Consider the following 24,503-nt stretch of genomic DNA (forward strand, 5'->3'; position numbering starts at 1 on the left):
CTCATTTTTTAATATTACCCAATAATTTCAGGGTAAACTTTATAATAAGAGGTGGATGACAATGACAATGATTCGTGTACATGGTGCTAAGCAAAATAACTTAAAAAATATTTCAGTTGATATACCAAAACATCAAATAACCGTATTTACAGGGCGTTCTGGATCTGGAAAATCTTCTTTGGTTTTTAGTACTATCGCTGCAGAATCTGAACGTTTGTTAAACGAAACTTATTCAACTTACATACAACATCAGTTAGCTCAATTTCCAAAACCTAATGTAGATTTAATTGAACATTTGCCAGTAGCAATGATTATTAACCAAAAAAGATTAGGTGGTAATTCACGATCTACAGTTGGCACTATTTCAGATATCTATGCATCTGTCAGATTACTATGGTCACGCATTGGCAAGCCATTTGTTGGGTACTCTGATATATTCTCCTTTAATAACCCTAAAGGCATGTGCCCAGAATGTTCAGGTTTAGGTTATGTCGAAGATATCGATTTAGACGAATTGTTAGATTATGATAAATCACTCAATGAAGATACAATTCAATTCCCATCATTTAGACCAGATAGTTGGCGCGGTAAACGCTATTTATATTCTGGACTTTTTGATAATGATAAAAAATTAAAAGATTATTCTGAAGAAGAATTCAATACTTTACTTTATACAAAACCAACTAAATTAAAGAATCCTCCAGAGAATTGGCCGAAAACTGCAAAATTCGAAGGCTTAATACATCGGTTTAGACGTTCTTTTCTATTAAATGATAACTTTGAAAAAAATAGATTCAAAGAAGCTATCGATCGCGTAGTAACATCTAGAAAATGTCCAACGTGTCAAGGTAAAAGACTCAATCCAGATGTATTACAATGTAAAATCAATAATTTAGATATTGCAGACTTTACTAATTTATCCATAGACGAAGCATTAAAATTTATAAGTCAAATTGATTCACCAAAAGCAAAAGTAATTATCGAGCCATTACAGCAACAGCTATCTTCTTCAAGCTATATTGGACTCAATTATTTAACGCTTTCCAGAGAAACAACTACTTTATCCGGTGGTGAATCTCAGAGAATTAAATTAATAAGACACCTTAATAGTGCACTAAGCGACCTCGTTTATATTATTGATGAACCAAGTGTTGGGTTACATCCTAATGATATACAACGCATTAACGAAATCATTCAATCATTAAAAAATAAGGGCAATACAGTTTTAGTAGTTGAGCATGACCCTGATGTCGGATCACATTATTGATTTAGGCCCTTATGCAGGCAAAAATGGCGGAGAAATTACTTTTACAGGAAGTTATGAAACTTTGTTAAAATCAACTACTCATACAGGTTTAGCATTACAGAAACACCATCACTTAAAACTAAATCCTAGAACACCTAATGATTTTATCCATTTAGAACATATTGATAGAAATAATTTAAAAGATGTATCTGTTAAATTGCCCAAACAAGCAATGACTGTTGTTACAGGTGTTGCTGGTTCTGGAAAAAGTTCACTGATACACGCAGGTTTAAAACAAGAACCTAATACAATTTTTATAGATCAAAAACCAGTACATGCATCAAGTCGCTCAAATTTACTCACTTATTTAAGTATATTTGATGATGTAAGAACTTATTTCAGTGAAGAAACGCATTTAAAAAAAGCAATGTTCAGCTACAACTCTGAAGGTGCATGCCCAGAATGTAATGGTAAAGGTATCATTAAAACGGAATTAGCCTTTATGCCAGACTTTACTCAAACTTGTGATTTGTGTCATGGAAAGCGTTATAAACCCGAAGTATTAAATGCAAAAATAAAGGGATATAATATTGCAGATATTTTAGCATTAACAGTAGATGAAGCAATTTTATTTTTTCAAGAAAAGAAAAATATTGCCCAGCATTTAGAAGCGTTAAAATCTACTGGACTGAATTATATGACTTTAGGACAAACACTCGACACATTATCTGGCGGTGAAATACAACGCGTTAAACTCAGTAAATATTTAACACAGACTGTCCACCAACATACTTTCATATTTGACGAACCTACTACTGGATTACATGAAGATGACATCCCTATTTTATTAGACTGTTTCGAAAGTCTAATCCACGATAAAAACACAGTAGTTATTATCGAACATAACTTAACAATGATGACTCATGCTGACTGGATTATTGATATCGGTCCATTTGCAGGAGAAAAAGGTGGCAGGTTACTTTATCAAGGAATACCTCAAGAATTGTTAGCTGTAAATGATTCTGTAACGGCTAAACATTTACAAAGATATATCACGAACTGACAACACAGTGTATCATTTACCGCATGATAACAGAAGCATAGAAGTAGTTAAGATTTAAAAATAGTTATTATATAGATAGATTGCGTTTATAATAAAATCATTTAAAGTAAATTTTTTTCTACTTTTACATTTAAATTGTACTACCTATCTCTCTTTTAAATTATCATTAAAAAAATTAGCTATGAAGCAATCTACCATCTTGGATAGATATCTTCATAGCTATTTTTAACATGTTACTTATAAATCGTACTTATCAACCTAGTAAATTCATTTCGTATCTTCTAATAGTGAATAATGGAAACGGGCTAACAAACCTGTTTATAAAACAAATTTCTGCCCTCTGCCCTTTCCATATTCCCTAGTTCAAATAAAAGACTAACATTTTTTAATGTGAATTATAAACCAAATGTCGCTTTAATTAGTGACGTCGTTTCTCCACCTGGATAAAATACATAAAGTAATAAATACACAGCTACACCTGTTATTGCTGTGAAGAACCAGATTATAGAGGCAATTGGTCCTACAAATCTATGTACTTTAAACTTATCTTTAAAAGCAGTAATGATTTGTAAAAGTCCTAAAACTCCACCAATTGTTGCTAAGTTTATGTGAAATACTAAGAAAATTGTATAATAAAGTTTAACTGAGTCTGGACCACCAAATGCAGTATTACCAATAAAAATAGTCCTTGATGCGTAAATAATAAAGAACGCTAGTGCAAAAAATGCAGCAGCTAACATTACTTTTTTATGGCTTTCAATTTTTCTCAGCCAAATTTTGCGCCATCCGATAGCGACAAGGATTGCACTAATTACAATAAAGCTTGTACTGATTGTAGGTAAGATAGGTAAATTCATATATTACATCCTCTATTTATAATTATTAAAACATTTGAATTAATGACACGACAACGACGAGTACAAAGAAAACCACTAAATAGTTTAATGAGTATATAAACATTTTTGTTGCCCATTTTGTTTGATCTGAATTCTTTTTAAAGCTTGTTAATCCTAAATATAACCATCCTAAATTTAACAGCGTAGCCAATACTATAAATGTTGTTCCTAAGCTACTTAATAAGAATGGAAGTGGTAATAAGATTACTAGCCATAAAAACATACTTACTCTCGTACGTTTAAACCCTTTTACTGATGGTAACATTGGAATATTTGCTAATGAATACTCATCTTTACGTTTAATTGCTAAAGCGTAAAAATGAATAGGTTGCCAACAGAAAATCACTAAAAATAGCGCTACTGCTACCAAACTAATATTTCCTTCAATTGCCGTCCACCCAATTAAAGGTGGAACTGCACCTGGGAAACTACCAATCACTGTATTCCATACCGTATGACGTTTAGACCAAATCGAGTAAAACGATACATAACCCACTATACCTAGCAGTCCAATTACACCTGAAGGTATATTTAACGCAAATAGTAATGCTTCCCCTATTAGCATCATTCCAAAGCTGAGCATTAATAAATTTCTATCCGAAATTCTGTCATTAACTGTTGGTCTTTGTTGTTTACTTGGCATGATACTGTCAATATCTTGATCGTAGTAATTATTTAAAGCACATGCGCCCCCCATAATTAACGTAGAGCCCACCAACATCATTAAGATTTGTGGTATTGACGAGAGGAAGGAATGATTTGCCAACACAATCGCTAACCATGATCCAGCAAATGCAGGGATCAAATTACCTTGTACCAATCCCATCTTGATAATTTGCTGCAACTCTTTAAAAGTCACACGACTAGAATTATGCGACAAAGTTTGTTCTTTGTTCATAATTTCCCTCCTAATTTTTCCATATAATACAATGATATATTAAATTTGTATCATTGACTACATTTATGTAAACTTATTTGTGACACTTTAACGACATTACTAAAAAGTCATTTTTGTGACACAATTAAAATAGTTTTTATTGTTATAATTATATGTGAGATTTATTAAAATAACTTTAAATGTATCATTACGGAATAAAATAATTACAGTTACAATAGCTATATATTTAATAACTATTTATAATTTAGTTTTCTGTCTTATTTTATGTGGGGGGTTAATTCTTGTTTAGCAAAAAAAACCTAAAATGGTTATCCGTGTTGGCCGCTGTAATTATGGCTTTTGTTCAATTAGGAGGCGCATTAGTTACTAAAACCGGATCAGCAGATGGTTGCGGATCCGATTGGCCTCTATGTCATGGCGCATTTTTACCTGAGAACTTACCAATACAAACGATTATCGAATTAAGTCACCGTGCTGTTTCGGGCTTATCTTTAATCATCGTTCTCTGGTTAGTCATCGTTGCTTGGAAACACATTGGTTACATTAGAGAAGTTAAACCATTATGTATCATTAGTGTTGGCTTCTTACTAATACAAGCACTTGTAGGCGCCGCGGCAGTAATGTGGCAACAAAATGCCTATGTTTTAGCGTTACATTTTGGAATTTCGCTCATTTCATTTTCTTCAGTATTTGTATTAACTTTAATTATATTTGAAATCGATCGCAAATATGAAGCAGATGAACTATTTATTAGAAAGCCATTACGAATTTATACATGGATAATGGCAATTATTGTTTATTTAACAATTTATACTGGCGCATTAGTCAGACATAAAGAAGCTAGTTTAGCATATGGTCAATGGCCATTACCTTTTAATGATTTGATGCCTCACAATGTCCAAGATTGGGTAAACCTTACTCACAGAGGAATGGCATTAATCGCTTTTATCTGGATAATGATTACGTTCATTCATGCTGTAAATAATTACAAAGACAACCGCACAATACGTTATGGTTACACAGCTGCATTTATATTAGTTATCCTGCAAGTAATTACTGGCGCATTATCAATTATTACAGAAGTTAATTTATTTATCGCCTTATTACATGCTTTATTTATTACATTACTCTTTGGTTTAATAGCCTACTTCATTGTATTGATGTTACGGACAATTAGAAGTGGTGGCTAACTAAAACATTAAATATGTTATATCAATGAAAAACTGTCAACAAGATAAAACACTTGTTGACAGTTTTTCATTGCAAATTTTTTGTACATATACTCCAAATTACTTTTTTACATTAGATACATAATGCAACCTTGAAAATTTTCTAACAATATCAACGCCACTATGCATTATGTAATTCCATAAAAATACAAACAGATGTGATTAGCACGTAAATCACAGAAAAATAGCACTCAGATGATTCAATTCATCTGAGTGCTTCTTTTGATTCAACAATACATATTGAATAATCTTATAAATCATTTTGCTGAAAATTTAATCCACAGGTTCTTTTTCAATTTCTATTAATAAATCTCCCGTTTCAATTGCCTCTCCACTTTGCACTGTCACTTGCTTCACAACACCATCGAATGGAGCCTGAATCGTTGTTTCCATCTTCATAGCTTCAGTTATCAATAATGCCTGTCCACTTGTGACTGTTTCGCCTACTGAAGTCTTAACTTCAGTAACTGACCCCGGCATTTGAGCACCGATGTGGTTTGGATTTAATTTATCTGCTTTCGGTTTAACACTTTCATTCGCTTTTACATTTTCGTCTTGAATGAATATACGTCTCGCTTGTCCATTCATATCATAGAAAATGGTACGAATACCTTTGTCATCTGGTTCCGTAATCGTCTTCAATGTGATGATTAGACGTTTACCTGTATCAATTTCAATTTCCACTGTTTCATTTGAACGCATTCCAAAGAAGAATGTAGGTGTATCTAACAGAGATACATTTCCAAACTGTTCTTGCGTAGCAATGAACTGTTCATAAACTTTAGGATATAGAACATAACTAATAATATCTTGTTCTGTCACTTCTCTCTCTTGCTTCTCTTCTAACTCTGCTCTTACCGCTTCAAAATCAACAGGCTCTAAATATTCTCCTGGACGATCTGTAATTGCTTTTTGACCTTTTAAAATCACTTTTTGTAATTCCTTATTAAAACCATTCACTGGTTGGCCAATATCCCCTTTGAAGAACGAAACAACTGATTCAGGGAAGTCTAATTTATAGCCATCTTTTATCACTGTGTCTTCATCTAAATCATTTTGTACCATATATAATGCCATATCCCCAACAACTTTAGAGGAAGGTGTCACTTTAACAATGTCACCAAACAAGAAGTTAACACGTTGATACATTTCTTTCACTTCATTAAATCTATTGCCTAACCCTAGGCTCTTCGCTTGTTGGCTAAGATTTGAATATTGTCCACCTGGCATTTCATGTTTATAAATTTCAGTATTTGGTGATTTAATATCACTTTCAAAGTCATTGTAATATTGACGTACAGTACCCCAATAATGTGACAATGTTTCCATTCCATCAACATCGGCACGCATATTTCTATCAAAACCATTTAATGCATAATACAGTGAATTACCACTAGGTTGACTTGTTAAACCACTCATTGAAGCAACAGCTGTATCAATAACATCCACACCTGCATCTATCGCTTCTTTATAAACTAACAAACCATTACCACTTGTATCATGTGTGTGTAAGTGAATTGGTAGGTCGACAGCTGCTTTTAATTCACCAATCAATTCATTTGCTGCTTTAGGTTTCAACAGACCTGCCATATCTTTAATTGCTAATATATGGAAACCTTCACGTTCTAATGTTTTCGCCATATTTACATAATACTCTAACGTGTATATATCCGAGCGATTCGGATTTAGAATATCACCTGTATAACAAATAGTACCTTCTGATATTTTACCAGCTTTTAGTACAGCTTCATTTGCCACTTTCATTTGATCTACCCAGTTTAATGAATCAAAAATTCTGAAGACATCAATACCAGCCTCTGCACTTTCTTTCACAAATTTTTCAATGACGTTATCAGGATAGTTCTTATAACCGACAGCATTAGATGCACGAAGCAACATTTGGAATAATACGTTAGGAATTGCTTTTCTAAGTCTTTCTAAGCGTTCCCAAGGATTCTCTTTCAAGAAGTTATACGCTACATCGAATGTAGCACCTCCCCACATTTCTAGGGAGAAACTATCTTTCATTACTTGCGCTGTTTTCGAAGCAATGTTCATCATATCTTTCGTTCTAACACGCGTTGCTAGTAACGATTGATGCGCATCCCTAAAAGTAGTATCAGTTATTAAAACATCGTCTTGCTGTTTAAGCCATTCAGCTACAGCATTTGGGCCTTTACTATCTAATAGTTGTTTAGTACCTTCTAATGCTGCAACTTCTTTTTTAGAGACTTGTGGTATAGGTGAAGTTTCATAAATAGGTTTAGGGCGCTTTTCTACGTTTGGAAAACCATTAATTGAAACATTACCAATATATTCCAGTGTCTTTGTACCTCTATCGAGTGTTGGTGCAATATCAAACAGTTCTGGTGTTTTTTCTATAAATTTAGTTGTGTAATCACCTGTTTTAAATTGTTCATTTCTCATAACATTAATTAAAAATGGAACATTAGTTTTAACTCCACGAATTCTCATTTCTTGTAGTGAACGGTCCATTTTTTCATTCGCTTGTTTGAAAGACATTGCATGCGTTGATAATTTCACTAAAAGAGAATCATAATAAGGTGATATTTCGGCACCTTGGAATCCGTCACCAGCATCTAACCTTACGCCAAAACCACCACTCGAACGATAAGCAATGATTCTACCACTATCAGGCATAAAATCATTTGTCGGATCTTCGGTAGTAATACGACATTGAATCGCATAACCAAGCGTTTGTATGTCTTGTTGTTGTGGCATACTAATTGCTTCATCATATAAATTCTCGCCATCAGCAACTAATATTTGTGTCTTAACGATATCAACACCTGTAATCATTTCAGTTATCGTATGTTCAACTTGTACACGCGGATTTACTTCTATGAAATAAAATTCATCGCCAGCAACTAAAAATTCTACTGTACCCGCATTCACATACTCAATGTTTTCCATTAATTGAATCGCAGCAGCACATATACGTTCTCTTAAATCGTCTTCAAGCGCAACTGAAGGTGCTACTTCAACAACTTTTTGATGACGTCTTTGTACCGAACAGTCACGTTCATATAAATGGACTATATTTCCATGTTCATCACCAATGACTTGAACCTCAATATGTTTTGGATTATCGATATATTTTTCTATATAAACTTCACTATTACCAAAGGATTTTTCAGCTTCTGACTTAGCACGACGGAATGCATCTTCTAGCTCATCTTCTGAACGCACGATACGCATACCTTTACCGCCACCACCGCTTGTCGCTTTAATCATCAATGGATAGCCAGCTTTATTTGCAAATGCAATTGCATCTGGTTGATTATCTATCGGGCCATCTGTACCTGGTATAACCGTTAGATTTGCATTAATTGCTGTGGTTCTAGCTTTAACTTTATCGCCAAACATATCTAAGTGCTCAACACGCGGGCCTATAAATTTAATGCCTTCTTCCTGACATCTTTTTGCAAAAGTTTCATTCTCACTTAAAAAACCATATCCTGGATGAATTGCGTCTACATCTGCTTGTTTAGCAACATCAATAATTCTTTCAATGTCTAAATAAGATTCAGCTGGTCCTAAATCTTCACCCACTAGGTATGATTCATCCGCTTTATATCTATGTAATGATCCTTTATCTTCATTTGAGTAAATAGCAACTGTTTTAACATCTAACTCTGTTGCTGCTCTAAAAATCCTTATTGCAATTTCACCACGATTGGCTACCAAAAGCTTGTTTATTTGTTTCACATCATGGTCCCCCTTAAATTTAGAATTTTCAAAAAAGTTTGATATAAAATTCATTATAGCAAAATCCGAACAATGTAGACAGTAAAAAATATATAGCCATCATGTTAAAACAGCTCAAAGTTCATGTATCACTTACTGATGGATAGCTAACAACCATCGCGTTACAAACTACATAAGACCCTGCTATCATCACTTTCTCACAAAATTATATCATAAGATTTACATAATAAAAAGTTATTAATTACGATAAGTTTTAGTTATCATTATTATACTTTGCTAAAAGTTTTTCAAAATTAATTTAAAAATGTAAAAAAATAAGCAAACGTTTTCAATACATTTGTATCAAAACGTTTGCCTTTATTAAGAATATCTAGTTGAGTTAATTCTTGTTCTGTTTTTTCTTACTTTTTTATATTTTGCTTGTTCGATTTTAATTTGTTTTGCTGTTATTAACAATAAGCCCATCGCTATACTTAAACTAATCATCGAAGAACCACCAAAACTAATGAATGGTAAAGGTACACCTGTTAATGGGATCGTACCTGAAATACCACCTAAATTAACAAAAGTTTGACTACCTATATAACTTGCTACTCCTACACAAACTAGCTTATAAAAATAAGAATTTGTTTTGCTTGCAAGTTCAAAAGCTCTATAAACAATAAAAAAGAGTAAACATATAACGAATAAACCACCTAATAAACCTAATTCTTCGCAAATAATAGAAAAAATAAAGTCTGTATGTGGCTCTGGTAAATACCCTAATTTCATAATACTGTTTCCTAAACCTCTGCCTAGTAATCCTCCATTACCAATTGCAATCAACGAGTTTGAAATGTGGTACCCTGTACCAGACTCTTGACTAAATGGATTCGTTAACGTACTGAATCTCGCTGTTAAGTAATCCGGAACCAACCCAACTAGTAAGAAAAGCGAGCCAATAATTACGATCCCTACTATAATTAACAATCCATATTTGATTGATTTTTGAACACCAATACCTGCATAGAATAATATTGAAAAGAAAATAATCATAATAAGTAACGTTTGACCAACGTCGCGTTGTAATAAAACAAGACCTATACATATGCCTGCTAAAACGATAGGATATGTTAGCAATTTAGGTTCTTTGAATACTTTAGGGCGTTTTTTTTCAATCATATATGGTATATATAAAATTATGCCAATTTTTAGTAACTCGGAAGCTTGTAAATTCATAAAGCCTAAATTAATCCAACTTTTTGAACCATTGATATTGCTACCAATTAACAACGTCGCAACCAATAATATAACGATGCCAAGCATCATGCCTTTTTGGAACCTGCTCGTTTCAAGAAATTTGACGTTCATAAAGAAAGCCATAAAAAATACAATAATCAAACTCATAATTACATACATTAACTGTCTAGTATAAAAGTATGTACCAGCTACTGATATACCACCCGTTAACGACCCTTTAGTGGCAGCGACCATACTTGCGCTGTATACCATTACCAAACCTATTAAACATAGTAATAAATAGGTAATGACTAACGGATAATCAATATACTTTGCATTTCGACCTATATATCGAAAAAATTGTTTTACATTATTCATTTGACATATCATCCAATTCTCATTATTTATTATCACTAACTAAATACTTTTATTAATTCGACTTATGTTCAATAACTTAGTTGTCTTTAAAACTTTACCAACATTATGTAAAAATAAATTGTACATCAAACATTATAACAAACATTCTATCAATTTCTCGAATAAACATAATAAAATATTCTTTTTAGATACTCATATATTTAATCTTTTAAACACGACAAAAGTGGCTAAGATATAATCAACAATTATCGATATCCTAGCCACCCGCAGTATACTTATGTAGTTTGACAATGAACAATATATAAGTTTTTATATTTTTCGAACATGGAAAACAACTTTCCCAGTTATAAAACTAATTTATTTTACCCCAATTAAACGTTTGTAAATGCATCATGCAATTTAGAAAGTTCTTTTTCTAATCGAAGCATTAAATCTTTGCCCACTTCTCTATCAACTAAACCAAGTTGTACAGCGAAATCTACTTCTTTTTGTAATCCAAACATCTGTGTATCAAGTACTTCTTCATACAATGGGCATTGAGGTAATGTAAGATTATCCATCTGTACTTTAATAAGTTGGAGAATCCTATCAGCATCTTTATTCAACTGGTCATATGCCACATTACTAATATTTTGATTTTTTACCAAGACATACTCCCCCTATCAATTGTAACTTTATATGACGAGTTTATCTCAATGCATACCAAAAAGCAAGTAAATTCAGGAATATACGTAATACTAGTATTTATGATAAAATTATAATTAACAATTATTTATTTTGATTGAATTTATAACGTTACTAAGTGTCAGACGAACAATATCAATATATCTACTGATTTTTGTCAGAATTTTTTCGCTTTAACAATAGGATAAATATTTTTATTTTAAACATTTATTTGTTCACAAAAAAGTCAGATTCAATCTCATATATTTACGTTGTGAGTCATTACTTAATAACGTTTTAATTTAGAAACAAGATATGCAAATAGGAGTGGGATTATGATTCAAATTAAGGGTGAAGTTAAATTTCCAATTACTTTAGATAGTACAACTTGGATTTTTGACGACAGAAAAGTTCAAATAGAAGATTTAGAGCAAGGTATATTCGACGGTACTAAACCAATCAACTTTGATGATAACCGCGAATGGAATAGAGCAATCTTAGAAGGTCAAACTAATCCACCAACGTTAAATTCTGAAATTAAATATAAAAAAAGAGCCATATTAGAAAATTCATTTGTCATTAACATGTCTCCATTTTTCAAGAATGCTGAACCGTTTGATCACGCAAAAGCAATTCGTTTATTTAATGATAATGAGTCAATTGAAGTACCTATTGACTTATTACCATATCTTTTTTTCCAATTTGCAAAAGACGGCAAAAAATTATATGACGATTATTCAGTAGATAGCTTTGTATATATTCCAGAAGAAGGTTATTCATACGAATTTAAGTATGTCACTCATATCGAGGTGATTTAATATGAAGAAAGTTCAATGCATAATTTGTGATACTGAAGTATTTATAGATCAAAATACTTTAGAAGCTAAAAGATTACGCAATGATCCAATGCATACCTTTATGTGTGATGAATGTAAAAGTAGACTTGATACCCCTAAACAGCGCAATCAAGTAACTACTTACAATCATCGTTAATATAAACATAATAAATACTCCCCATCGTAAAACGATGGGGAGTATTTATTAACATATTATTTAACCTAACTATAAACAAGAATAGTTACCGTTATTTTTGTGTTTTATTGTTATGCTATTACTTCAACAATAAATGGTATGAGCCTTTTATGCCCCTATAAAATACTAAATATAATTTAGTATTTTATTCATCTTCTTGCATTAGTTGTTTAATACGTTTCGCTTCTTTTTCACGAGCATTTTTTTCTAATACTGTTTTTCTAATACGGATATTTTCTGGTGTAGCTTCTACAAGCTCATCATCATTAATAAATTGTAAAGCTTCTTCAAGAGTTAAAATTCTTGGACGCTTCATAGTTACAGTTTGGTCTTTGTTAGATGAACGTACGTTAGTTTGGTTTTTCTCTTTCGTAACATTAACTGTTAAGTCGTTTTCACGATTATGTTCACCAACAACCATACCTTCATAAACTTCAGTACCTGGTTCCATGAAGTTAATACCACGGTCTTCTAAGCCCATAAGTGCATATGAACTTGCTTTACCTGTGTCTAATGATACTAATGCACCATTTCTTCTACCGCCAATACGACCTTTAACACGAGGTTTAAATTCTTCAAATGTGTGGTTGATAATACCATAACCACGTGTTTGAGACATAAATTCAGTAGTATAACCAATTAATCCACGTGCTGGTACCATAAAGATAATACGCGTTAAGCCATTATCTGTAGTTACCATATCTAACATTTCACCTTTACGTTGGCCTAATGATTCAATAACAGCGCCTGTATATTCTTGAGGTACTTCACATTGTACACGTTCAAATGGTTCACATTTTACGCCATCAATTTCTCTTAAAATAACTTGTGGTTTAGAAACTTGTAATTCGAAACCTTCACGTCTCATATTTTCAATTAAAATTGATAAGTGTAATTCACCACGTCCAGCAACTATCCATTTATCTGGTGAATCAGTTTGTGTAACTTTTAGCGACACATCTGTTTCTAATTGTTGATCTAAACGTTCTTGAATTTGACGAGAAGTTACATAATCACCTTCACGTCCAGCAAATGGTGAATTATTTACTCTGAATGTCATTTCTAACGTTGGTTCGTCAATTCTTAATACAGGTAAAGCATCTCTATTATCTGTTGGGGTAACAGTTTCACCAACGTTGATGTCTTCCATTCCTGATACAGCAATTAAGTCGCCTGCGTATGCTTCATTAACTTCTTCACGTTTCAAACCAAAGTAACCAAAAATCTTAGTTACACGGAAATTTTTAACAGTGCCATCTAATTTAATTAACGAAACGCTATCACCTACACGCATTGTTCCTCTAAACACACGTCCAACACCAATACGACCTAAATAATCACTATAATCTAGTAATGCCGTTTGGAATTGTAATGGCTCATCTCTATTATCAACAGGAGCAGGAACATAATCAATGATTGTTTCATATAATGATTGCATGTTTTCGTCTTGTTTCTCTGGATCTAAACTTGCTGTACCATTAACAGCTGAAGCATAGACTACTGGGAAATCTAATTGCTCATCATTTGCTTCTAATTCGATAAATAAGTCTAATACTTCATCTACTACACCTTCAGCTCTAGCTTCAGGTTTATCAATTTTATTAACTACAACTACTGGTTTTAAATTTTGTTCTAAAGCTTTTTTTAATACGAAACGAGTTTGTGGCATTGTGCCTTCATATGCGTCAACTACTAAGACAACACCATCAACCATTTTCATAATACGCTCAACTTCTCCACCAAAATCGGCGTGACCTGGTGTATCTAAAATATTAATACGATTATCTTTATAATTTACTGCTGTATTTTTAGCAAGTATTGTAATACCACGTTCTCTTTCGATATCATTTGAATCCATTGCTCTTTCGTCTACATGCTCATTCTCACGGAAAATTCCTGATTGTTTTAATAATTCATCTACAAGTGTCGTTTTACCATGGTCAACGTGAGCGATGATTGCTATATTACGAACATCTTCTCTTAATTTAGTCATTTTATACAATTTCCTTTCTCGAGTAAATTCCCACTTTTCTTTGCAACTTTTTTATTATATCATATAATTGGTTAAAGAAAACTATAAAGGTGTGGTATAATGCAACAAAAAAAATCCAAATCAATTTTCTGGGTACTCGCTGTAATAGCTATTGTCTTTTTGCTATTATTTAGCTTTAGTATAGCTGCTACAAATGTTCCATTCATGATTTTAACATTTATATTATTCATTGCAACATTTGGTTACGGTTTCACATTAAAAAAGAAATATCGTGAAAATGATTGGCTATAATTGAATGATTTTGACTATATATAATAACTGAGTGTCCCATTCCTTCAAACTAGGATTGAGACGCTTTTTTTATAAATAATTATAAAATATATACACTAATTCTATTTTTTTAATCGCTGCTGTAATAATTCAATAATTTCGTTATTTTTTTGAAAATGGCGTTCGATTAATTCGGAATGTAACTGTGCATTAGCCATAACGATTGAATTAGGTTCATAAATCGATAATGTATCTCCCATTAAATTTGTACCAAGCCCGCCTACTTCATTTAAAACAATCAAACCACCTGCGAAATCCCAAGGTTGTAATCTGGGGGTAACATAACCACCCAATTTTCCTGTTGCGACATGTATAATCTCTAAAGCTGCGGAACCATATGCTCGTGCACTTCTGGCTTCCTCTACTATAGGTTTAAACACTTCTCCTAATCTAGGCTTTGTAAGCCAATTCGGATTAATTCCAATAATACTTGTCTTTAATGGCGTATTCTCGATTTCAGGTAACAACGTACCATTTTCATATGCACCTTCACCGCTTTTAGCATGATATAGCACATCATTCATAACGTCATAAACAAATCCAGCGTATGGTTTTCCGTTATTATAAATACCAATAGATATTGCAAAATTCTCTTTTTGGTGCACAAAATTTAATGTACCATCTATTGGATCGATGACCCATACTACACCTGTTTCATCTTTTAGGTGATGCCCATGACCTTCTTCTCCAATAACTAAATGATTAGGATAAGTTTCTGTTATATTGTCAAAAAGGTATTTTTCTGTAGCTTTATCGACATTTGTCACTAAATCATTAGGATTAGATTTAGTTTCTACTTTTATATCTTCTTTCATTATTTTTCTAACATTAATTCCTGCTTCTAATATAAGTCCTTTGGCATATTCATAGACAGTCATCGTATCAGCTCCTTATTCACTCTTCATTATACATTAACTAACTTTCAAAAAGATATTAACCAACCTTTATTTTTTCAATATTTATACGAATTAAGAATAAGGTAAATTTAAGATTATTCAATATAATTTATCTCTACCCTTTTCAAACATAGTGTACACAATACACAGCAAATCATTTACTATCTTAAATAAGAAGCATGTAAAATGTCTATATGAGTATAATGTGCTACAATACATACGAAAATAATGATTATAGGAGGCACAAATGACTCAATATACATTTAAACCAAAAGACTTCAAAGTATTTACAGTAGATGGCTTAGATGCCAGAATGGAAGCACTTAACAACCATATCAGACCACAATTACACGCCTTAGGTGATTATTTCTCACAATATTTAGAAACCGCTACAGGTGAAGTGTTCTATCCTCACGTAGCCAAACACGCTCGTCGAAGTGTTAACCCACCTAAAGATACATGGGTAGCATTTGCGACTAATAAACGTGGTTATAAAATGCAACCTCATTTCCAAATAGGACTTTTTGAAAATCAATTATTTATTATGTACGGCGTTATGCATGAGGCGAAAGATAAAGCGCAACAAGTTACTGTTTTCGAAAATCAATTTGAAACATTAAAAAATCTACCAAATGATTTTAGTATAAGCTTAGACCATATGAGCCAAGAAAAGACATACATACACGAAATGACCGATGAAGATATATACAAAGCATTTAAACGTGTTAAAGAAGTTAAAAAAGGTGAATTTTTCGTAGCTCGTACGTTAACACCTGGTTCTGAAGTCCTTAAGAACGATAAGTCATTTTTAGAATTTTTAGAAGAAACCTTTGAATATCTATTGAAATTTTACAAATAACACATTCCTTATTTTTTATTCGTAAACTTCATAAAACCAAAGAAAACATCAATTTCTATATATTTTCAGTAGAAATTGATGTTTATTCTTTAGTCACAGATATTTATGTCCCGGACCTAATCATTATATTAGGAATAGCTTAAAATCTTACTTCTTTGAAAGATTACTTTAAAATCCATTGAGTTAGTGTTCCTTATACAACAATTCAAAGTCTTGTAAATTCATTAAATCACCTAATCAAAACCATTTTAGTAAATATATGGGTCATCCTCTTTTTTCTTTTTCATTTCATTTTCTGGGTTTATTTCTGATTGTTTGCGCTGATTATTTTGCTCATCAAAATTTTGTTGATAAAATGCTCTATCATTTTGATTTTGTCCATCGTGCGGATCTTTTCTTACAAACAACATGATAGCAACAACAAACCATAATATCAGTGCAATAAAGTTCCCTGCAAATATACCAGTAATTGCTGCAATAATTAAAATACAACCTGCTAATATACGATTACCTTTAATAGTCAATGTTCCAATAATACCTAGTATCGTTGAAATAATTAAAAAGGTACCTTGGAAAATCACAGAAGTTTTAAATGCTTCAACTGACATTTCTACACCTTGTTGCTGATTCATCTCTTTAAATGTTTCTTGAAACTCTGGCACATTTAGGAAAGAAAATACAAGGATCATGAGTAACAAGAATAGTATACTTAGACCATTTGCTACCCAGGCTGTGATTCTTTCAGCTTTTCTTTTCATAATCTTCCTCCTACTTATTTTATTAATTCTATCATAGCAAATTTATATTGAGTAAAAAATCATCACGTCCTAATTGCTACACATCTTTATTCAATATGTTTAAATTTAATAATAAATTCAGTAAAAATAAAGTGACTATCACAGTACTGTTTAGGTTGACCTAATATTTTTTTTGGAGTAATCTATGAAATGTTAATAAATGTATATGGAGGTGAGGGTATTGACCAAAACGAATCAATCCCATAACAAGAGTTTAGATGAAATCAATAATACGGTTTCCGTCAATGCTCATGGCAAGTTTAGCCAAAAACTTTTTTCATATTTAGGACCTGGCCTATTAGTAGCAGTAGGTTATATGGATCCTGGTAATTGGATTACATCTATGCAAGGTGGTGCACAGTTCGGCTACATTTTGCTATTCGTGATTTTACTTTCAAGTCTGTCAGCCATGTTATTACAAAGTATGACAGTAAGGTTAGGAATAGCAACAGGTATGGACTTAGCACAAGCAACAAAACACTATTTAAATAAACCGATTGCTTTTATATTTTGGATTATTGCAGAACTAGCAATTATCGCAACAGATATTGCTGAAGTAATAGGTAGTGCAATCGCACTTGATTTACTCTTTGGCATCCCCTTATTGGCAGGGGCATTAATCACTGTCTTAGATGTTTTTCTATTATTGTTCATTATGAAATTTGGCTTTAGAAAAATTGAAGCTATTGTAGGCACACTTATTTTTACAGTGCTTGTTATATTTATCTTTGAAGTCTTTGTAGCTTCCCCACATGTAACAGAAGTTTTAAATGGATTCGTCCCTAATAAAACAATCGTCACAGATAATAGTGCTCTCTTTATTGCTTTAGGTATAATTGGAGCGACAATCATGCCTCATAACTTATATTTACATTCATCCATTGTTCAATCAAGAATGTATGATCGTAAAAGTACTAAATCTAAAGCACAAGCGATTAAATATGCAATTATAGATTCAAACATTCAATTGTCCATTGCTTTTATAGTTAACTGTTTACTTTTAGTACTAGGTGCCGCGCTTTTCTTTGGTGTTAATTCAGACCAACTCGGTGGATTTTATGACTTATTCAATGCGTTACAAAATCAACCTGTATTAGGAGCTTCGTTAGGCGCAATCATGAGTACACTTTTTGCTGTTGCATTACTAGCTTCTGGTCAAAATTCTACAATAACCGGGACAATGGCTGGTCAAATTGTGATGGAAGGTTTTATCAATTTAAAAATACCAAATTGGTTACGTAGATTGATTACTCGTTCAATCGCGATATTACCAATTATATTGTGCTTAATTATCTTTAAAAGCAACGAAGCAAAAATGGAACAATTACTAGTGTTCTCACAAGTTTTTTTAAGTTTAGCCCTACCATTCTCACTAATCCCATTACAACTTTCAACTAATAACCATAATTTAATGGGACAATTCAAAAATAAAACGTGGGTTAATATCATCTCTTGGATTTTAATCATTATTTTAAGTTTATTAAATATATACTTAATTATACAGACTTTTCAAGAACTATAAACGAAGCACAAAAAAGGAACGAGACCTAATGTCTCGTTCCTTTTTTAACTTTCAAATACGCTATCATATCTCATAACACATTTTAAAATATTTATACTTATTTATTGTCTTCTTTGTCGTCGGATTCAGATGCTTTCTTATTATTATAATCAGCTGAATCATCCGTAGTTTGTGAAGTCATTTTTTTACGTTCTTCAAAATTTTGTCTGCGTTGATTTACTGCACTTGGTTGTTGTTTACGTCTTTCTTTTTCACGTTTTCGACGTTCTTTTTTCTCTTGTTTAATGCGAGCCTTTTCTTCTGCTTTCTCTTGTTTCAATCTTGCCGCTTCTTCTGCTTGAGCTTGCTTACGACGTTGTTCTTCTTCGTATGCTTCTTGCTGTTTTCGTTGCTCTTCTTCATACGCTTCTTGTCTTCTCTGAGCAGCTTCTGCTTGAGCTTGTTCTTCATACTCTGTTGTTGTATCATCAACTTCTGTTTGACTTTGATTTGAAACTGGCTCTCCATCTTCATCATAAACATCACTAACTGCACCAAATTCATCAGTTTGCTGTTGGTTATCTTCTGTCTGTTTTTTCTGTTTATAATTGTATTTCGCTTGTCTTGAAAGTACTTGGGGTTCTTCATGTGCCTCTTGTGTTTCAGCGTTCACTTTTTCTGCTATTTCAGAAGAATAGCCACCTCTTCTTAGCTGATTCTCTTTGCTCACTTGTTGTTCAACGTCAGAAGTATGTTCTCTCTCACTATATTGTGGTGTTGATTCAACCTGTGGTTCATATTCTGAATAACGACCTTGATATCCTTCACCATAATAAGTAGGCACCGTTTCCAACTTATCTTTACGTGCAAACATCATAACTGCTACGATTAAAAATAAGATTGGAATAATAAGTGGAACAAACAATAACACTAACGGCAATGTAACTATTGTAGCTAAAAGGAATAAAAATCCTGATAGCATTCTAATATTCATTGAGATAAGTGCTAAGAATGATAATAATAAACATACAATAAAGTAAACGATAATAGCCCAAACTCCATTTTGTAACCAAATAACAAATTGAGTTGTATTCAAGCTATTATTAGCTAAAATTTGCTGAACAAAATCATTACCATTTAATGTTGTTTCTAAATTTTGTATTGATGTCTCACTACTAAAAGATACTAGTGCAATAAACATCGTAATAATGGTTAGTAATAATAAAAATACCCAGCTTAACCAACCTAATACTTTTTCTGCTAGTCGACTCACAGGTCGTCTAACTTGAGTATATTGCTCTCCTGACATGTCTATACAACTCCTTATAATGCTTTCAAACTATTATAGCGAAAATACGCTAAAATAACTACTAACTTAGATTTATTTTAATGACATTTTAAAATTTAAAAATCGTTCATTATATTCACTCAATGTTTCTTTTCCTAAATCTCTGTATACTTCTAATTTTTCTTGTGACTCTTGTGATGGATAAAATCGTTCATCATTTTTCACATCATCTGGAAGTAAATTTCTTGCTGCTTTATTTGGTGTTGCATAACCGACCCATTCTGTATTCTGTTTATTATTTTGTGCGTCTAGTAAGAAATTCATAAACTTATATGCGCCTGCTTTATTTTGAGCAGTTTTAGGTATAACCATATTATCAAACCATAAATTTGAACCTTCTTTAGGCACAACATAATCAAATTCATCACTACCCTGAACCATAGGAGCAGCAACACCACTCCACACAACAGCAACATTCGCTTCATGTTGTTCTAGCATCATTGTGATTTCATCACCTACGACACCTTTAACGTTTGGACCTAAATGCCTTAAAGTTCTTTCCGCTTTTTCTAGGTGTTGTGAATTCGTATCATTTAAACTGTATCCTAATTTATTCAATGCTAAACCTATTACTTCTCTTGCACCATCTACTAATAATACATCATTGCTATACTTTTTATTATATAATTGATTCCAAGAGTCAAAATTGTCATTAGGATAAGCTTTTTTATTATAAATAATTCCTACAGTTCCGAAAAAATACGGCAACGAATATCGATTATTTTTATCAAAAGACATATTCATATAATCCGAATCTAAATTTTTGATATTAGGGATTTTATCATGATTTATTGGTAATAACATGTTTTGTCTTTTTAATTTTTGAACAGTATATTCACTAGGAAAAGCAACGTCGTAGTGCGTACCGCCGTTACGTATTTTTGCTTCCATAGCCTCATTAGAATCAAAAGTTTCATAGATTACTTCAATACCTGTTTCCTTTTGGAATTTTTTAATTAAACTAGGATCGATATATTCTCCCCAATTATAAACGTAAATTTTTTCGCCAGTTTTTGAATGATCTTTCGCTGTATACTTATGACTGACAAACAGACATATCAATCCCACAACAACTGAAACTATGATTAATTGTAAGAATCGCTTCATTGCTGTAAACCTCGTTTCACTTGCTTTTTATGTTTCATCATATTTCGAATGAAGTAATAACCAAAAATACCTAACATAATAACTACAAATAATATTGTAGAAATAGCATTGATTTCCATGCTTATACCTTTTCTAGCCATGGCATACACTTCTACTGATAATACACTAAACCCGTTACCTGTCACAAAGAAACTTACAGTAAAATCATCTAGTGAATATGTGAGAGCCATAAAAAACCCACCAATGATTGCTGGCATCAAATGCGGTAACATTACTTTATTTAGTACTTGAAATTCAGTTGCACCTAAATCACGCGCTGCATTAAGTGTATAATCATTCATTTCATAGAGTTTGGGTAAAACAATAATAACAACAATGGGTATACAGAATGCAATATGAGATATTAACACAGTCGTGAATCCAAGTCCTAGACCCGTAAAATGACCAATTGCTGTAAACATAATTAAAAATGATGCTCCAATAACAACATCTGATGAAACCATCAATACATTATTTAATGTTAATAATGAAACTTTTAACTTTTTATTTCTAAAATGAAATAAACCAATCGCACCCATCGTACCAATCACCGTTGCAAAGGCTGCAGCTAATAAAGCAACAGCAATTGTATTAAAAATAACTGCCATAAGGCGTTCATTACTAAATAATGATTGATAATGTTCTAATGTAAATCCTTCAAAGTGAATCATGTTACCTGCGGAATTAAAGGAATAAAGCATTAAAAATAAAATTGGAACGTATAATACTGCCGTTAATATGCAGATATATGCCTTACCATACCATTTCACGTGATTCACCCTCTCCCATTCGAAGATTTAGTATTAGTAATGATTAACACTATTGCCATAAACATAATGAGGCATAGCGCAATCGTTGAACCCATCCCATAATTTTGAATTACAAGAAATTGCTCTTCAATCGCAGTTCCTATATTAATTACTTTGTTTCCTGCAATTAATCTCGTTATCATAAACAATGATAAGGCAGGAATGAACGTCACTTGAATACCTGTTAATACACCTTGTTTAGTTAAAGGAAGTATTACTTTTCTAAAGGTAGTGAGCGGACTTGCACCTAAGTCGCTAGATGCTTGTAATATATTATTGGGAATGTCTTTCATACTATTAAAAATAGGCAAAATCATAAATGGGATATAAATATAGCTTGCTACAATTAAAAATGCTGGAACAGTAAACAATAAATCCATTTCAGGTAAATGTAATAATTTGAGCATTTGATTGATAATACCATCATGACTTAATAACCCAATAAATGCATAGGTCTTCAGTAGTAAATTAATCCATGTAGGTATGATTAATATCAGTAACCATAAATTTTGAAATTTTGAAGACCTGATAAAATAAGCTGCTGGATAACTGATAAGCAACGTGATGAGCGTAATAACAGCTGCAAAAACTACTGAGTCCCATATCATATGAAAATATTTCCATGTCAGAATTTGCTTATAATTGTCAAAACTAAAATGCCCGTGTAAATCAAATAATGAAAAGTACACAAGCAAAAGTACTGGAACGATAATAAATAGTATCATCCACAACACATACGGAATAAATAAGAACTTGTTTATTTTACTCATGGTTAAGCTCCTCATAACTTTCGATACGTTGATCAAATTCTTCTTCAGTTTCTCCTGGTACCATAATGTGAATCGCTTCAGGATCAAAATACAAGCCAACTTTGCTTCCTATTTCCGCTTTTTTAGTAGAATGAATCATCCATTCATAGCCTTTTCTATCTATACAATTAATTTCATAATGAACGCCTCTAAATAGCATTGAATCAACAGTAACCTCAAATAGACCTTCTTCCGCTGCTATCAAACTAATATCTTCTGGCCTTATAACAACTTCAACCTTTTTCTGTGAATCTATCCCCATATCAACACAGTCAAAATCTTGACCATAAATATTAACTAAATAGTCATCGATCATTGTACCTTCAACGATATTAGATTCTCCTATAAAATCTGCCACAAAGCGATTGACCGGTTCATCATAAATGTCAGTAGGCGTACCAAATTGTTGAATTTTACCATCTTTCATAACAAAGATATAATCACTAAGTGCTAAGGCTTCCTCTTGGTCATGTGTTACAAAAATAAACGTTATTCCTAATCTTGATTGTATCTCTCTTAACTCATATTGCATTTGTGTACGTAATTTTAAATCTAGTGCAGACAGTGACTCATCTAACAAGAGTATTTCAGGCTCATTGACAATAGCTCGTGCAATTGCAATACGTTGCTTTTGACCGCCACTCATACCATCAATTGTGCGGGTCTCATACCCTGTTAATTTCACAAGCTGTAAAGCTTCATCAACTTTGTTTTTAATTTCAGTCTTAGTCATTTTTTTAAGTTTTAATCCAAAAGCTATATTGTCATAAACATTAAGATGAGGAAACAATGCATAATCCTGAAACACTGTATTTACTTTACGTTTATTTGCAGGTGTTTGATTGATTTTCTTATTTTGATAAATAATTTCTCCATTATCTGCAGTCTCAAAGCCAGCAATGAGTTTTAATATGGTTGTTTTACCACAACCCGACGGACCAAGTAGCGTATAAAAATAACCTGACTCTATATCAATATCAATCTTGTCTAGAATCTGTAAATCATCATAGCTTTTACTTACAGATTTGAAAGATAATAAAGGTTCCATGTATATATCCTCCTATAAATAAGAAGCAGTAGCGACTATCATCACTTGAGCTTCCTCTGATGTTGGGTTTATTAATCTATGTAACTGGTTTGCCTTAAAATAAAGTGCGTCACCTACTACAGCATGGTGCTCATCATCGCCTAATTTCAAAGTAACTTGCCCTTTTAAGCAATAGATGAAAGTATCTGATTCTGAAGGTTCAAAGTTTTTATATGAGGCATTTCCTTTTAAAGTTAATAATAATGGTTCCATTTCAAATTCATTTGATTGTGTAACCGGCCAATTTAATATATAACCCTTATCATATTCATCATAAGTAACTTGTGATGCTTTTTTGTATAATACCTTTTCTGTTCGGGCTTCTTTGAAAAAATCACCAGGGGTCGTGCCCAAAACTTCTAATATATTCAAAAATGTTTCCATACTTGGCGATGCATGTTGACTTTCTATCTGTGATATATAACCTTTTGATAAGTCAGTACGTTCTGCTAATTCTTCTTGTGTTAAATGCTTTATAATACGTAAATTCTTAATTTTCTTACCTATATCCATTTCTTTCACCTTTTCAAAAATTATAGTGAAAAGTTTTAATTTTTCATTATAAAAAAGTTTATA

General features: G+C 32.2%; 20 protein-coding genes and 1 pseudogene. 7 read left to right on the forward strand and 14 right to left on the reverse strand.

The window, feature by feature from the left end; translation table 11 throughout:
• Positions 1-61 precede the first annotated feature (61 nt).
• Positions 62-2,309, forward strand: a pseudogene (locus ACM591_RS10070) (ATP-binding cassette domain-containing protein).
• Between the two features lie 395 nt (positions 2,310-2,704).
• Here ACM591_RS10070 and ACM591_RS10075 read toward each other — a convergent pair.
• Positions 2,705-3,166 (reverse strand): DUF420 domain-containing protein, encoded by a 462-nt coding sequence (locus tag ACM591_RS10075; RefSeq protein ID WP_029379052.1) that lies wholly within the window; start codon positions 3,164-3,166, stop codon positions 2,705-2,707.
• A gap of 25 nt (positions 3,167-3,191) precedes the next feature.
• On the reverse strand, positions 3,192-4,103 hold the full coding sequence (gene cyoE, locus ACM591_RS10080; RefSeq protein ID WP_029379053.1) for a heme o synthase: 912 nt from the start codon (positions 4,101-4,103) through the stop codon (positions 3,192-3,194).
• A 281-nt stretch (positions 4,104-4,384) separates the two neighbouring features.
• On the opposite strand from cyoE, the gene ACM591_RS10085 reads away from it, so the two are divergent.
• The gene (locus ACM591_RS10085; protein WP_029379054.1) at positions 4,385-5,293 is read left to right on the forward strand and encodes a COX15/CtaA family protein; all 909 of its coding nucleotides are present in this window, start codon (positions 4,385-4,387) and stop codon (positions 5,291-5,293) included.
• A 312-nt stretch (positions 5,294-5,605) separates the two neighbouring features.
• Here the strand turns inward: ACM591_RS10085 and ACM591_RS10090 are convergent, their stop codons facing one another.
• The 3 genes from ACM591_RS10090 to ACM591_RS10100 all read right to left on the reverse strand — a co-directional run bounded on the left by ACM591_RS10090 (position 5,606) and on the right by ACM591_RS10100 (position 11,304).
• Positions 5,606-9,061, reverse strand: a complete 3,456-nt coding sequence (locus ACM591_RS10090) for a pyruvate carboxylase (RefSeq protein ID WP_029379055.1) — start codon at positions 9,059-9,061, stop codon at positions 5,606-5,608.
• Between the two features lie 360 nt (positions 9,062-9,421).
• Positions 9,422-10,657, reverse strand: a complete 1,236-nt coding sequence (gene ftsW / locus ACM591_RS10095) for a cell division peptidoglycan polymerase FtsW (protein ID WP_029379056.1) — start codon at positions 10,655-10,657, stop codon at positions 9,422-9,424.
• 371 nt (positions 10,658-11,028) lie between these two features.
• A complete protein-coding gene (locus tag ACM591_RS10100; RefSeq protein WP_017724164.1) occupies positions 11,029-11,304 on the reverse strand; it encodes a YlaN family protein in 276 nt (91 codons plus the stop codon).
• Positions 11,305-11,655: 351 nt separating this feature from the next.
• Here ACM591_RS10100 and ACM591_RS10105 point away from each other — a divergent pair, with 351 nt between their 5' ends.
• Complete coding sequence (locus ACM591_RS10105; protein ID WP_029379057.1) at positions 11,656-12,138, forward strand: hypothetical protein; 483 nt, start codon at positions 11,656-11,658, stop codon at positions 12,136-12,138.
• A 1-nt stretch (position 12,139) separates the two neighbouring features.
• On the forward strand, positions 12,140-12,313 hold the full coding sequence (locus tag ACM591_RS10110; RefSeq protein ID WP_080661282.1) for a DUF2197 domain-containing protein: 174 nt from the start codon (positions 12,140-12,142) through the stop codon (positions 12,311-12,313).
• Between the two features lie 184 nt (positions 12,314-12,497).
• Here the strand turns inward: ACM591_RS10110 and typA are convergent, their stop codons facing one another.
• Entirely contained in the window at positions 12,498-14,345 is a 1,848-nt protein-coding gene (typA, locus tag ACM591_RS10115; RefSeq protein WP_029379058.1) for a translational GTPase TypA, read from the reverse strand.
• Positions 14,346-14,444: 99 nt separating this feature from the next.
• Between typA and ACM591_RS10120 the strand changes: the two genes are divergently transcribed.
• Positions 14,445-14,636, forward strand: coding sequence for a DUF5325 family protein (locus ACM591_RS10120; protein WP_038678296.1), 192 nt, complete (start codon positions 14,445-14,447; stop codon positions 14,634-14,636).
• A gap of 101 nt (positions 14,637-14,737) precedes the next feature.
• Here ACM591_RS10120 and ACM591_RS10125 read toward each other — a convergent pair whose 3' ends face one another.
• Positions 14,738-15,553: an inositol monophosphatase family protein gene (locus ACM591_RS10125; protein WP_326007582.1), complete on the reverse strand. Its 816-nt coding sequence runs from the start codon at positions 15,551-15,553 to the stop codon at positions 14,738-14,740.
• A gap of 265 nt (positions 15,554-15,818) precedes the next feature.
• Here ACM591_RS10125 and ACM591_RS10130 point away from each other — a divergent pair, with 265 nt between their 5' ends.
• Positions 15,819-16,430: a YktB family protein gene (locus ACM591_RS10130; protein ID WP_069796859.1), complete on the forward strand. Its 612-nt coding sequence runs from the start codon at positions 15,819-15,821 to the stop codon at positions 16,428-16,430.
• A gap of 248 nt (positions 16,431-16,678) precedes the next feature.
• Here the strand turns inward: ACM591_RS10130 and ACM591_RS10135 are convergent, their stop codons facing one another.
• A complete protein-coding gene (locus ACM591_RS10135) occupies positions 16,679-17,188 on the reverse strand; it encodes a DUF4064 domain-containing protein (protein ID WP_119610091.1) in 510 nt (169 codons plus the stop codon).
• A 205-nt stretch (positions 17,189-17,393) separates the two neighbouring features.
• On the opposite strand from ACM591_RS10135, the gene ACM591_RS10140 reads away from it, so the two are divergent.
• Entirely contained in the window at positions 17,394-18,749 is a 1,356-nt protein-coding gene (locus ACM591_RS10140) for an Nramp family divalent metal transporter (RefSeq protein ID WP_037557337.1), read from the forward strand.
• Positions 18,750-18,846: 97 nt separating this feature from the next.
• Here the strand turns inward: ACM591_RS10140 and auxB are convergent, their stop codons facing one another.
• The 6 genes from auxB to ACM591_RS10170 all read right to left on the reverse strand — a co-directional run bounded on the left by auxB (position 18,847) and on the right by ACM591_RS10170 (position 24,440).
• Positions 18,847-20,037: a lipoteichoic acid stability factor AuxB gene (auxB, locus tag ACM591_RS10145; protein ID WP_038678287.1), complete on the reverse strand. Its 1,191-nt coding sequence runs from the start codon at positions 20,035-20,037 to the stop codon at positions 18,847-18,849.
• A gap of 72 nt (positions 20,038-20,109) precedes the next feature.
• Positions 20,110-21,183, reverse strand: a complete 1,074-nt coding sequence (locus ACM591_RS10150) for an ABC transporter substrate-binding protein (RefSeq protein WP_029379065.1) — start codon at positions 21,181-21,183, stop codon at positions 20,110-20,112.
• Positions 21,180-21,992: an ABC transporter permease gene (locus ACM591_RS10155; protein ID WP_326007578.1), complete on the reverse strand. Its 813-nt coding sequence runs from the start codon at positions 21,990-21,992 to the stop codon at positions 21,180-21,182. Before ACM591_RS10155 ends, ACM591_RS10150 begins: the two co-directional genes overlap by 4 nt.
• Positions 21,993-21,997: 5 nt before the next feature.
• The gene (locus tag ACM591_RS10160; RefSeq protein WP_029379067.1) at positions 21,998-22,801 is read right to left on the reverse strand and encodes an ABC transporter permease; all 804 of its coding nucleotides are present in this window, start codon (positions 22,799-22,801) and stop codon (positions 21,998-22,000) included.
• Positions 22,794-23,888 (reverse strand): ABC transporter ATP-binding protein, encoded by a 1,095-nt coding sequence (locus tag ACM591_RS10165; RefSeq protein ID WP_029379068.1) that lies wholly within the window; start codon positions 23,886-23,888, stop codon positions 22,794-22,796. Before ACM591_RS10165 ends, ACM591_RS10160 begins: the two co-directional genes overlap by 8 nt.
• 12 nt (positions 23,889-23,900) lie before the next feature.
• Entirely contained in the window at positions 23,901-24,440 is a 540-nt protein-coding gene (locus ACM591_RS10170; RefSeq protein ID WP_029379069.1) for a helix-turn-helix domain-containing protein, read from the reverse strand.
• Positions 24,441-24,503 lie beyond the last annotated feature (63 nt).

This window comes from Staphylococcus sp. Ze2, assembly GCF_048568365.1.
GTDB lineage: Bacteria > Bacillota > Bacilli > Staphylococcales > Staphylococcaceae > Staphylococcus > Staphylococcus xylosus.